A 10996-nucleotide genomic window follows, 5' to 3' on the forward strand; every position below is an offset into this window, starting at 1 on the left:
GAGGAAACGGGAACCAGATGGGGTGGATGACCGACGAGGTCGAGAAGAGGTCAGGGTGACAGTGGTGATCTAGGAGACGCGAACAGCGGACAAGGCGGGGACGAGGCTGTCCAAAGAATTGTGCGGATGTGCGTGAGGTGTGGTGATTGAAGTGACTGAGGGGCGCTTCTGTGATGCGTGGGTTCCAGCCCACCCACCGCTTCCCACCCACCTCCAGGTTCCGGGCTGCTCACTGCGCTCACTCCGTTCGCTCGTTGCGCTGCTGGGCTTTCCCCCGTTGCGTGCCGCTCACGCTGGACAGCCGGTGGCGTTGTTCGCCCCCTCTGAGGAGTAGAGGGATCAAAGACGATGCAAACTGCCAGCCGGATCACGAACCCACTCGCCGTTGAATTCACTACCGAAACCGATTCTGCCGTCGAGCATTCCCGCTTCGGCGTATTCGACGCCCCTGAGCACACTAACACGAGCTGTGACTACTGCGGGAAGTTCGGGCTTGTTCCGACCCAAAGCTGTGAAACTGCCTGTGATCTCGGCGTTCAACTGATCTGCTCCGACTGCGAGAGCGCGTAACTCGAGACGACCGACCAGTTTAGCGGCAGTTACTCCCGATCTATGTCACCATCAGCACATCCGATTGAGCGACTTGAACCGACCCAACGGACGCTCCGACGCGCCCAGTACGAAGCCTTCGAGTTCGAACTTGTCGCGCAGGGCGTTCTCGTTCGCAACGCCAGCCACGCGAACCCCGAGGCCCACGAGTACCTGGTCACGATCGAGAACGGCTTGCCGCACAGCTGTCGGTGTCCAGCAGACGAACACCATCAGGGCGCGTGCAAGCATCGGGTTGCAGTCGCGATTCGAACGTCCGTTCTCGAGGCTGCATGCAACGCACAACGGATTCGCGAACTGCAGACCAGTGGGGTGCAGGCCGCAGCGAATCCACTGGCGCCGTGAGTTACCCCACGCTTTCGGACTCGGTTTCGCGCGTGGGGTAACTCTGCCAGACTGATCAGCGTCTGCACGAACGCACCCCATGTGGTGTTGTTCTCACCCTCGAGAGGGATGAAGGTTTTACAGATGTCACGAGCAGACGAGACGATCGAGGTGAACGACGATGCCTCCTGAAAGGAGTCAAACGATGCTATCCAAGTTCGGAGGCGGTGATCTGGAGCGACTCCAGTTACGGGCAGATAGCTTCGACGATCGCAGACAGGTCGAGGACTACTGCGAATTGCTCGAACTCGCCCCTCTGGAGTACGTCAATGTGACGAAGGACCGGGTTTCGCTCTGCGACGTCGAGCACTCTCGCCTCTACAAGCTGGAGCGCAAACGAGACAACCAGTGGGCCGGCTACGGTCCCCGGACGTCAATCTTTGCGGGATCGAGTCCACCGGCCAATTTCAAGCGCGACGACCTGCAGGAAGCGATCGACTTGATAGTCACAGATCCACCGTACGGTATAGATTACTTTTCGAACTATTATAAAGATGAAAACCCATTCAGTCCACTCGAAGGGCACAGTGAATTCCAGTTTGAATGGCTTCAAGAAGCACATCGGGTACTCATTGATGGCGGTGCAATCTACTGCTTCACCGTTGAGAGTGTTTATCCCGCGTGGAAGGAAGCTATTGAAGACGCAGGATTCGAATTCAAACGGATGCTGGTATGGCTGAAGAACAATTGGGGAATGGGCGATCTCCAAGGAAACTATATCTCATAGAAAGAACTTATTCTATACGCGGTCAAGGGACGTCACCTATTACGTGGAAGACATCCACGTGACATTCTTCAGTTCGATCGAGTGCCACCAAACCAGTTACAGCACCCAACAGAAAAACTTGTCCCGCTTATCCGCGAATTGATTCATACTCACGGACATAAGTACGTAAAGACATCTGGTACGTTGATGTCGTCCAGTGCACAGAGAGCAGCATCACGAAGTTCGTCAAGCGTTTCGAATAGGCGGTTGCCGAGTGATTGATCGAGTTGTCGCCAGCACTCTTCCGCGGGGTTCAGCTCTGGTGAACCCCGCGGAAGGTAACACAGTTCGATCGGAGTATCTTCAACGAACTCTTGGACTCTGTTCGCCGTGAAATACGAGGCGTTGTCGAGGACAACGCAGATTTTCTCGCCGAACTCCGTCTGGAGTGCGTCCAGAAGACGAATCGTCGTATCGCTGTTGAAGTTCTCCTTGCAGGGGAGAAAGAACGTCTCATCAGTATCGCTGACTGCACCGAGAAGTTTGATGCTGTCCCACGCGCCCGTCACCGGAAGTGACGGGCGCTCTCCCTTGGGAAACCAGGCGTAGATCAGTGTCGAGAGAACCTGTCGCGTCTGGTCGATGGCTAAGATCGTGTATTCGTCGTCCAGGTTGTCGCGCTTTTTTTGAACCCGTCTTGCCATGCTTCCTGTGCTCTCTCATCGGATTTGTGAAACTCCGGCCGGGCTGTCTTCCAGGACAGCCCGGCCTCGGTCATCACTCGTCGAACGTGACGCTCACAGTACTCAACGTCGAATTCCTCGGCGAGATAGTGACGAGCTAGTGGAACGGACCACGCAGGCGCGTCAAATCCAACTTCCTCTGGAGACTTGTGGAGCGCTTCAACGAACCGTTCGTACTCTTTGTCGGAGAGTTTTGAGGGTCTTCCTGAACGGTGTTCGTCGTAGACGACCTCCTCGAACGGCTCGTCGGCGAGCCGTTCGAGTCGATCAAGCCACCGCGAGAGCCAGCCAGCAGTGTATCCATAGCGTTCAGCGACCTCTTGTAGCGTCGCACCGTCTTCTTCAAGGTAATTGATCGCCGCCATGAGCCGTTGTGACGGTTTTTTTCCCTCGACCTCCGCCAAGACCTGGCGGAGGTCTTCGGTAGAGACGTTGTCGAGAGAGGTCATATCGGAGTAACGTACTCTTCTTTGAAGTATTTTTGGCTGACAGTATCAAAATAGTTCTGATAAAGGTGACCTAATAGTGGGCCCGTTTATTGGGAGCGGAACATCCGCAATAGCGGCACGACAAACCGGACGCCGCTATTTGGGCATTGAAATCAATGAACAGTATGTTCAGGCAGCTCGAAAGCGCCTTTCTACAGCTTCCTAATATTGGATACCAACCGTAGGAAAATTCGATCTAGATTTCCCAGCTGATATCTGAGTCGTCAGAAGACCACTTATCCAGATCAGCCTGCAGTGAGTCGAAATCGGTATTTGCTCGTTCGAACGCAAGCGTAGTTCTCTGCACCTCTTTTGCGAGGGATATATACTTTTCTTTCACTGCTTCCTGTGCCTCTAACGGGTCCTCAGATCGGCCAGGGAACATTATTCGATAATCACGGACCGTATTTGTTTCCGTTGAAAATATCCCGATCTGTTCACCAAGCTCAAAAATGTCTGCTGTGGCTTCCCGCACCAGACTTTCCTTGCGATCGCCATTGCATCCTATCTGCAGATAACTCTCGTACTTCTCTCGGAAATCCTCTTTATTGAACTCGAGTGGCTCAGGATCAGTTCCAAATGTCTTTTTTGCTCTTACAAGCCCAAAGATGACCTTCTTGAGGGGTATTACGGGATGTGTTTCGAGTGTATATTTTATCGGGTTTTCCCCAAAGAATGCCCAGTCGAAGCAACCATCTGCGATATCACGTAAATCGCGATGAATATGATTTCCATACTCATGACATATTTCCGACTCTTCAGTGGTTTCCGCAGACCAGATCGCAAACTTATCGGGCATAACCCGGTTTGAAATGTCATTCAAAGGTAAACCTTGTAGGTCAGTTTTCCTAGAAAGAAGCACATACTGTACCTCGCCGATATCCTTTTCGGGGAACCCGAGCTGATCGCATATCCGATCTAAACTTGAGTCCTCCTCAAACATGCTGTAGGAGTTATTCACGTTGTCTACCCAGTCACCAACACGCTCATCTCCGATTTCACAGACGACGACACACAGGTGTATTCGCCGGAGTTCATTTCTTGCCAACAGGACATCAGCTCCTGAGGAAGAGATCTGGGTAAGAGGGTCTGTTGAGTGGAAGATGAATCTACTTTCGTCCCCAATAGAGTCGGTATCTGGACTGAATCCAGAGGCAACGGATACAACGAGGTCAACGTGCTTTCGCCAGCGATACAAACGCTGATCAATCGTCGCTTCCACCTCTTCATCACGGATCTCTTCTCGATATTCCTCGTACGCTGCTCGGAAAGGGCCTTGATCTTCTTCTTTCAGCCGGTTGATGTGCGCGTCAACATCAGGCCCCTCAAGTTTCATGCCTCAACAGCGTATGCGCTTTTATCGATATTATTTTGGATGAAGCTGAAAAGTCGGATCGATTGTCCGAACCCAGTCACTTTTCTGGGAAACACACGAATAGTTTCCTCATCTTTTGTTCGAACACCCATTGTGCCATAATTGATTTTATCCACAATCTCCCCACTGAAACCGACCTTCCCTTCTGTAGATTTATCGAAATTTGAGATACCGAACTCCCAATCATCTGAGGTCAGTCCATCATCGATATATTCTACATCCTGAGCGTCCAACCCCTTTTGCATCTTGATCTTCCAAGGAACACTTTTCGGGAACGATCCGAAATCTGAAGACACGTCCTCGTAACCCGCGGACTGAATCGCATCTTTCACGCCGCGCAGGTGATCAATTACATCCTGTATGAGTGATAGCGTTGGCTCTACCCCTCCATCATTGATAGTAAACACACCTTCCTGTGTGATCCGGAATTTGAATACTCCTGGTTTTTTGAACTGAACGTTAGTCGGGAAAACCCCGTATTTGTCCCGTAGCGCCTTGAATGACTCAAGGCCGTCATCTCCATAGTATTGGATAGTACGTTCGAATCCAGGTCGAGTAACGCCTTCTACGTTTGAACTAGGGCTGTAGTGGGCAGTGAAATAAGGTATGAGAATATCATCATCCTCAGCAATATCTCGACGAATCTCTTCCATCTGCTGCTTCCCTACCCACATTCTACTGATTTCAGGATTTTCTCGAATATAATTCCCAACCGTTTTCGGGATATCTTTCGTTTTCGTCCCGGTTGTCAGGAAGATAGGACACCCATCATTCTCGTGGAGATAGATAGGGACATCTCGTTGCTTTGACTGCATTAAATAGAGATCGCCGAGTGTCTCTTTCACTTCGAAGCGGGATTCTAGCGATTGTTCGAACGTGCTCCGCTCCTCAAAGTTACTTACAGAACCAATGATACTGAGCTGTCCATCTAATTCTGAAAGATTAACGTTCTGTTGGATGTGCTGAGTGAACTTTCCGATATCTCTGAAATCCTGCGAATTAACATCCAGAAAATCAATCCCATCCTCAGACATGCTAGTCACCGCTCCGTACTGAAGGAGCAGAATCTTTCTGAGAGAGGGATTGTCGACCCATCACGATTACCAATTCTCTGTCGATATTTAAACGTTACTCGATTAACCTAATTTGCGGAGTAACTTGCTGCGCTTTTCTTTGAGCTCTTCGGCTTCCCTATACAGATCTTCTTGGTTGGACATCGTGATATCTTCTTCCTCTTTCTGCAGATGAATTTCTCGCAGAGTTGGTTTATGCCGTTTCAACTGTGTGTAGAACCCAACGACATCTCGATACACCCAGCTGTGAAGAAGCGATAATTCGGGTAAGTTTGAATCGTACACGTCGGTTGGCAGTGCCTCTGGCGTGGGTACGACTTCTGCAGGGATATCGTCATCAGGAGGTGCAGGTTCAAGTTCGCCGAGATTATCTGGCAGGCTTTTCAGATCGGACATCTGGTTTAATTCAGCTTCTAGTGCAGTCTCAATTCGCTTTCGCCTTCTCCATTGCCTGAGAAAATACAACCCAAAACTACCAATAACAGCGGTGAATGCAGGGATGAACAGACTGGAATCAATATCATACTCTTCGAGTTGAAGGCCGATTGCTATTGGGATAATGATGAACGTGATAAGCAGTCCCAGCATAGAAAGGTACGTCCCTATTTTCCTAAGTCGTCCACACATTTCCTTGTCTGATAATATTCAATACGGCCTCATGAAGTAATTGACGGCGGTTTTATTGCCGATAATCTGACCTCAAACTGAGTTAGAGACTGGGAAGTATCGACTGAAGCAGTCTCTCCGGTAGTATTTTTGCGCTGACCGTGTGGGCGATTGGCATAGGAAAACAGTCATTAGTGAGATGATGCATAGGCGTGACTTTTGGCGAAAGACGTGGTCCTTGGGTGGCATAGGGCTCGTCACGGTCAATGGCACATTAAAAATTCTCCCAGAAAGGAGTGGGGATAATGCGAACGTCCAAAATACGGCCGATTCACAGCGTAATTTTTGGAGGTGTGGTATTATTCTGCGATAACTAAGGTTAGTTTTATGCCCTCGGCACTCATTGGGCTCTCACGGTGCCGATCGAAGCTACTGCATACGCGCCCTGTATTCAGCAGGCAATTTCTATCAGATATTAATATTTTCAATAGTACAAAAAGTCTGTCGGACAGACGGCGGTAAGACTGACGAAGTGTGGTGTCGAGTGATCACGGCCGTTGGCGATGGATGTTCGAATGACTCGTTGGGCTGTTTCCATCGCACACACCACGGCGAGCAGGACTCCATCGATCAATGCCTCTCACCGCACCGCATGTGGTGTTGTTCACACCCTCGAGGAGGGATGGAGGATTTCAGAGATGCCACAAGCAGACGAGACGACAGCACAGCCAGCGGAGACACCCGATGAAGCACAGTCAACCGACTATACGACGCCACTTCCACGACGGTTCCTCGCGACTGCCAGCGGGCCGGTCGACCGGATCACTGACTACGGTGACGAAACCACCGAGCGTGTTCGCGCCGACATCTCCATCGAGTACTCGATCGAGACGCTCGAGGAGTTCGCCACGTTCTGGAGCTTCCGCGATTACCGCAGCTGGAAGCGAGTGGCTCTCGAGGCTCTCCTTGAGGAACAGGAACCTGACGCTGTGACGTACGCCATCGACGAGGACGACCTCAAAGAGTGGGACGTCACGATCGATGGACGTGTCGAAGCGTTCGCAGGGCTTGTCGAGACGATGGCCGACTACACAGGACGAGATCCTTCTTACCGAGATGCAATTCCTCATCGGATTGCAGCTCGGATTAACGGTCTCACCGATGGTCGCCAGACGACTGACGACGTTCTCACGGAGTTCGCTGACGAGCTGCACCGGGCAGAACTGTGGGGTCCTGGTGCACACCTTACTCTCCTGAACGTCAAGCACGCTCATCACGAGGATATCGAGCAGTTAGCCGCATCGCTTGCTCGCTCTCTCAGTGACGATGGGGGTGAAGCGTGATGTTCGAGCATTCGATCAAGCCTGGCGATGTCTGCTTGGATCTCGCCCAGGGACGACCAGTCCACGTGGTCACCGATACTGGACAGACGGTAGCTGAGTGGTCTGAAGAGAACAACTACAATCTTCTCGACAACTACGGAAACTCGCGATTCGGCGCAGCCGGAGACGATCGCGTGTTCGACGTCGTCTACTGCTCGAATCTGAAGTCCAAGCCCTCGAAAACCTACGCATATCCGGAGTCGCGGCTTGGCCGCATCGAGAGTGAAGCAGCTGATGTCGGCCGCCAGGTCGCCAATCGTGTGGTCGTCGCTGTCCTTGAAGAGCTGTTCGAACGAGCAGCCAAGGACGACGATGGAGCCGTGACCGTCCTCGAGCGCTATGCAACTGACGTGGAATATGCGGACGAGGCTGCTGAAGCGCGCGAATTGGCTGAGATCGACCGGATTATCGGAGAGGTCTGATGGTGGCCGATCTGCTGACGTACGTCGACGAGATTGACGCACCCGAGGACGCGCTCACCGAATCGCAAGTGTGGGCGCTTCGTCAGGGCATTCGGGCAGCGATCGATCGCGGTGACGAGAGTCTCTCACTCCCGTCAAGAGCACTCTCGGCTGACCGATGGCATCACTGGGGTATCGGCGTCTCTGTCTGGCTCCACGACAGCGGTGTGGTCGTCCTCCAGAAGGATGGGAACACGATTGTGACCGACATCTCGATGCTCGAGCACGTTTCGCTGGTACTGGCTGGCGCCCACGGACAGGTCGGCCAAATCAGACGTGTGGATCCGAGCGAAGGCGAGACGTGAGATTCGGGTCTTCGATCAACCCCTTGGACTCTCTCCATCGCAGGCTCCACAGCGACCGCTTCGACCGTGACAGCACGTGGTGTTGTTCCACCCTTGAGAGGGGTGGAGGGTTTGAACCGATGAACCAGTTCAGAACCATCGATCGAGTGGTACAGCGAGCCGAATACGACGAAACCGACACGGGCCGAAAACTGCGCCTGCGTGCGGAAGCCACCGTTGTTGCTCGTACGGAGCGGTTGGTCTCCGACGGCGGGACCGTAGCCGCCGAGGTCACTCAGAGCGAGTCCGAGAAACCGACGTACACGCGGCATGTCGAACCGCTGGAACAGGGCGGGAAGGCGTACGTCCGGTGTACCTACTGCAAACGTGAGCTGCTGGTCGAACTCGGTGGACAGGACAAACTGCCGCATGCGCCCGGCTGCCCGGAACGTGAGTCGCGATGAACGAGTCCACCGACAACTGGTCTGACGAACGAGTGCAGGCCGAACTCGAAGCAGTGTTGGCCGATCTGCAAACGCTCGAGGAGCACCTGGCCGAGCCCTTGACTCTTGCAGATGCAATCGCCGAACTCGAGACGACGCGTGCAATGTACGAACATACGGCTGTGGAGGTATGACGATGCCCAACTGTTCGAACTGTGGCGCGCACGTCACAGAACAGTACAAGCGGGTATTTTCGGACAATACCGGAACACTCCATGCCTGTCCGAACTGTCGATCCCAGCGCGAGCGATATCATGGAGCAGGGGCGGGACTAACGGTAGAGGTGAATCATGGAAACTAGGCAACTTGAATACGAGTGGTCGGAAACGCCCCCGAGCATCGCAATTATCGAAGCGATCGCGAGGCTCGAAAACTGCCCGTCAACCGAGCTGGGACCAACCCACGGGATCGTCCTGTCCGACACCATCGACCCCGAGGCGCTCGATCGACTCGTCACAACCGGCGAATCGGTGTCGGTCGCATTCTCAGTCGATGAGTATGACGTCAAACTCACCGAGAAGATGCTGCTCGTTCGCACGACCTGAGACACGATCACTCGATCAGCAGCGAGTCGTGCGAACTGTATACTCTGTCTTAGCAATTCTGTTGACACTTCACTTTTTCAGATGGATTTTCCCTGAAACAACTGTTTCGTAGAGATGCGAATGTTGCGTTTGCTCTGGTACCAAATTACTGGGGTGGAACAGGAAAGGAAATGGATTCCGTAGCCGTTTTCACGTGACTGTATTTAGTGAATGCCAGGGCTGTGGGTTCGTTCTGCAAGCGATGAGCGATGCTAACCCCAATCCACTACATTGGGGTTCGTGCCCCGACTGCGGTGGTACTGATTTCATTCCTATTGATACGTAAGTCTCCAGATGTAACGCTCTCAATACCGAGAGTATCTGCAACGACATTGGGAATGTAGTAATAGTAGAGGCCGGACACTACTCGAGCAGACCCAGGTCCTCAAGACGCTCAGTAATGACACCAAGAGCCTGTTCAGCATCGTCAGTGTCTTTTTCACCGGTGACGACCAGTTTTCCGGAGCCGAAGAGCAGGGCAACAACATCAGGCTCGTCGAGGCGATATACTAGTCCTGGGAACTGCTCAGGTTCGTACTCAATGTCCTCAAGTCCGAAACCGATCGCAATCGCGTTCAGATTGAGATTGCGGCCGAGGTCAGCACTACTGACGATATTCTGAACGATGACTTCCGGACCCTCTGGGACCTCAATTTTGAGATCTCGAAATGTGTCGAAGACGATCTCCATACTCTCATGGACATCCTCGAGACTTTTTGCGCCAGTGCAGACGATCTTTCCGGAACGAAAAATGAGAGCGGTGGATCTGAAATCTGGACTGCGATAGATGAGGCCGGGGAATTGTTCAGGATCATAGTCAGCCCCCGTAAGGTCCATTGCGACACTCTTGAGATCCAGTTCCTGTCCAATACTGGATGATGCGACCACGTTTTCGATTTTAATGGAGTCCTGCGGTCTTGTCATCTATCAGTAGTAAGCGTATGCGAGTGTTATAATGTTCGACGTTGCTGCTGTACGTAACACGGCGTCTTCTTGAGGTGCTCCGAACTGAAGCTCCAGCCCGTTACGTGAGAGTGCAAATACAACACGAAACCTGGCTCAATTTGCAAAGGGAGTATTCGCCTAGGACAGGTACACGTAGAGACAACTCTTTTGATCTGTTGACAAGACCTCGTTTCACTTTCACTCCACTACCCGGAGATTAACGAGGGCAAGGATAAGAGCGGAGAATGACGACACACCGAGGAGTTACACAACACCATGAACTACGATGATGACGACCGCTGGGAGTTCGCTCCCGAAGACGAAGGAAGTATTGCCCCCGATGCGACCGACTCGAGGGTCGTCGACGACGGCAGCTACGAACGCGTCGACGACTCGCTCGAAAACGGTCACGTGGGGTATCCAGACGCTCCTGAACCAGCACCCCACGAGGACGACTCCACCGCTGAGAATCGCTGTGAGTGTGGCACAGAGATCGCTCACGATCGAACAAAGTGCGACTTCTGCCTCACGAACAGCCTCGACTATGGTGATCTGGCGGTCGAGCCTGACACCGAGCGCGAGCTCACTGGGCTGGTTCACGTTCTTGTCGACGCGAAAACCGAGCACACCGCTATTAGTAAAGCCAAAGCCGTCTTCAAAGGACTGACTGGTGATCCCTTCACCACCTCTATCGACGGTATCGATGAGTGCGAAGTGATCGCCGATCTCGAGGGCGAACTCGTCACGCGCTTCACTCGCGAGTGGGGCCAGTTGCCTGATGCCGCCGCCGTCGAGACGACTGAAGGACAGCGCCAGCTCGATATCATCCGCCAGAACGCCGGCCACGACTACA

Annotated in this window: 15 protein-coding genes and 1 pseudogene; 11 read left to right on the forward strand and 5 right to left on the reverse strand. The window is 52.8% G+C overall.

Features of this window, described 5'->3' with window-relative positions; all coding sequences use genetic code 11:
• Positions 1 to 612: 612 nt before the first annotated feature.
• The gene (locus tag PGX04_RS00170) at positions 613 to 954 is read left to right on the forward strand and encodes an SWIM zinc finger family protein (RefSeq protein WP_273736667.1); all 342 of its coding nucleotides are present in this window, start codon (positions 613 to 615) and stop codon (positions 952 to 954) included.
• 160 nt (positions 955 to 1114) lie between these two features.
• Positions 1115 to 1720 carry a DNA methyltransferase gene (locus tag PGX04_RS00175; protein ID WP_273736668.1) on the forward strand — a complete coding sequence of 202 codons (606 nt, stop codon included), beginning with the start codon at positions 1115 to 1117 and terminating at the stop codon, positions 1718 to 1720.
• Between the two features lie 149 nt (positions 1721 to 1869).
• Here PGX04_RS00175 and PGX04_RS00180 read toward each other — a convergent pair.
• Positions 1870 to 2891, reverse strand: a protein-coding gene (locus PGX04_RS00180) for an IS630 family transposase (protein WP_377042244.1) whose coding sequence is annotated in 2 segments (ribosomal slippage) — positions 1870 to 2387 and positions 2387 to 2891 — 1023 coding nt in all. Because the reading frame shifts where the segments join, the coding sequence is not laid out codon by codon here.
• Positions 2892 to 2952: 61 nt separating this feature from the next.
• Here PGX04_RS00180 and PGX04_RS34230 point away from each other — a divergent pair.
• Positions 2953 to 3096 (forward strand): annotated as a pseudogene (locus PGX04_RS34230) (DNA methyltransferase); the annotation flags it as partial.
• Between the two features lie 30 nt (positions 3097 to 3126).
• Here the strand turns inward: PGX04_RS34230 and PGX04_RS00185 are convergent.
• The 3 genes from PGX04_RS00185 to PGX04_RS00195 form a co-directional block, all read right to left on the reverse strand.
• Entirely contained in the window at positions 3127 to 4266 is a 1140-nt protein-coding gene (locus tag PGX04_RS00185) for a hypothetical protein (RefSeq protein ID WP_273736670.1), read from the reverse strand.
• Complete coding sequence (locus PGX04_RS00190) at positions 4263 to 5339, reverse strand: hypothetical protein (RefSeq protein WP_273736671.1); 1077 nt, start codon at positions 5337 to 5339, stop codon at positions 4263 to 4265. Before PGX04_RS00190 ends, PGX04_RS00185 begins: the two co-directional genes overlap by 4 nt.
• A gap of 102 nt (positions 5340 to 5441) precedes the next feature.
• A complete protein-coding gene (locus tag PGX04_RS00195) occupies positions 5442 to 5966 on the reverse strand; it encodes a hypothetical protein (RefSeq protein ID WP_273736672.1) in 525 nt (174 codons plus the stop codon).
• 716 nt (positions 5967 to 6682) lie between these two features.
• Here PGX04_RS00195 and PGX04_RS00200 point away from each other — a divergent pair.
• The 7 genes from PGX04_RS00200 (at position 6683) to PGX04_RS00225 (ending at position 9159) form a co-directional block, all read left to right on the forward strand.
• Positions 6683 to 7327 (forward strand): hypothetical protein, encoded by a 645-nt coding sequence (locus tag PGX04_RS00200; RefSeq protein ID WP_273736673.1) that lies wholly within the window; start codon positions 6683 to 6685, stop codon positions 7325 to 7327.
• Positions 7327 to 7788: a hypothetical protein gene (locus tag PGX04_RS00205; protein ID WP_273736674.1), complete on the forward strand. Its 462-nt coding sequence runs from the start codon at positions 7327 to 7329 to the stop codon at positions 7786 to 7788. Before PGX04_RS00200 ends, PGX04_RS00205 begins: the two co-directional genes overlap by 1 nt.
• On the forward strand, positions 7788 to 8132 hold the full coding sequence (locus tag PGX04_RS00210; protein ID WP_273736675.1) for a hypothetical protein: 345 nt from the start codon (positions 7788 to 7790) through the stop codon (positions 8130 to 8132). The genes PGX04_RS00205 and PGX04_RS00210 overlap by 1 nt, the downstream gene beginning before the upstream one ends.
• Positions 8133 to 8251: 119 nt before the next feature.
• Complete coding sequence (locus PGX04_RS00215; RefSeq protein WP_273736676.1) at positions 8252 to 8575, forward strand: DUF8118 domain-containing protein; 324 nt, start codon at positions 8252 to 8254, stop codon at positions 8573 to 8575.
• Complete coding sequence (locus tag PGX04_RS00220) at positions 8572 to 8748, forward strand: hypothetical protein (protein ID WP_273736677.1); 177 nt, start codon at positions 8572 to 8574, stop codon at positions 8746 to 8748. The genes PGX04_RS00215 and PGX04_RS00220 overlap by 4 nt, the downstream gene beginning before the upstream one ends.
• Before the next feature lie 2 nt (positions 8749 to 8750).
• Positions 8751 to 8915 carry a DUF7563 family protein gene (locus PGX04_RS34235; protein WP_425498418.1) on the forward strand — a complete coding sequence of 55 codons (165 nt, stop codon included), beginning with the start codon at positions 8751 to 8753 and terminating at the stop codon, positions 8913 to 8915.
• Positions 8905 to 9159, forward strand: a complete 255-nt coding sequence (locus PGX04_RS00225; RefSeq protein WP_273736678.1) for a HalOD1 output domain-containing protein — start codon at positions 8905 to 8907, stop codon at positions 9157 to 9159. The genes PGX04_RS34235 and PGX04_RS00225 overlap by 11 nt, the downstream gene beginning before the upstream one ends.
• A 402-nt stretch (positions 9160 to 9561) precedes the next feature.
• On the opposite strand, the gene PGX04_RS00230 is transcribed toward PGX04_RS00225, so the two are convergent.
• On the reverse strand, positions 9562 to 10122 hold the full coding sequence (locus PGX04_RS00230) for a TATA-box-binding protein (RefSeq protein WP_273736679.1): 561 nt from the start codon (positions 10120 to 10122) through the stop codon (positions 9562 to 9564).
• Between the two features lie 297 nt (positions 10123 to 10419).
• On the opposite strand from PGX04_RS00230, the gene PGX04_RS00235 reads away from it, so the two are divergent.
• Positions 10420 to 10996, forward strand: a 577-nt coding sequence (locus PGX04_RS00235; protein WP_465263779.1) for a DUF7995 family protein, incomplete at its 3' end; no start/stop codon positions are given.

It is taken from the genome of Natrinema soli (assembly GCF_028618695.1).

What these genes read in the sequence shown, in the direction of transcription:
- PGX04_RS34235 (WP_425498418.1), top strand. Translation starts at nt 8,751, where the DNA reads ATGCCCAACTGTTCGAACTGTGGCGCGCACGTCACAGAACAGTACAAG.
- PGX04_RS00215 (WP_273736676.1), top strand. Translation starts at nt 8,252, where the DNA reads ATGAACCAGTTCAGAACCATCGATCGAGTGGTACAGCGAGCCGAATAC.
- PGX04_RS00205 (WP_273736674.1), top strand. Translation starts at nt 7,327, where the DNA reads ATGTTCGAGCATTCGATCAAGCCTGGCGATGTCTGCTTGGATCTCGCC.
- PGX04_RS00190 (WP_273736671.1), bottom strand. Translation starts at nt 5,339, where the DNA reads ATGTCTGAGGATGGGATTGATTTTCTGGATGTTAATTCGCAGGATTTC.
- PGX04_RS00185 (WP_273736670.1), bottom strand. Translation starts at nt 4,266, where the DNA reads ATGAAACTTGAGGGGCCTGATGTTGACGCGCACATCAACCGGCTGAAA.
- PGX04_RS00170 (WP_273736667.1), top strand. Translation starts at nt 613, where the DNA reads ATGTCACCATCAGCACATCCGATTGAGCGACTTGAACCGACCCAACGG.
- PGX04_RS00210 (WP_273736675.1), top strand. Translation starts at nt 7,788, where the DNA reads ATGGTGGCCGATCTGCTGACGTACGTCGACGAGATTGACGCACCCGAG.
- PGX04_RS00195 (WP_273736672.1), bottom strand. Translation starts at nt 5,966, where the DNA reads ATGCTGGGACTGCTTATCACGTTCATCATTATCCCAATAGCAATCGGC.
- PGX04_RS00225 (WP_273736678.1), top strand. Translation starts at nt 8,905, where the DNA reads ATGGAAACTAGGCAACTTGAATACGAGTGGTCGGAAACGCCCCCGAGC.
- PGX04_RS00220 (WP_273736677.1), top strand. Translation starts at nt 8,572, where the DNA reads ATGAACGAGTCCACCGACAACTGGTCTGACGAACGAGTGCAGGCCGAA.
- PGX04_RS00175 (WP_273736668.1), top strand. Translation starts at nt 1,115, where the DNA reads ATGCCTCCTGAAAGGAGTCAAACGATGCTATCCAAGTTCGGAGGCGGT.
- PGX04_RS00200 (WP_273736673.1), top strand. Translation starts at nt 6,683, where the DNA reads ATGCCACAAGCAGACGAGACGACAGCACAGCCAGCGGAGACACCCGAT.
- PGX04_RS00230 (WP_273736679.1), bottom strand. Translation starts at nt 10,122, where the DNA reads ATGACAAGACCGCAGGACTCCATTAAAATCGAAAACGTGGTCGCATCA.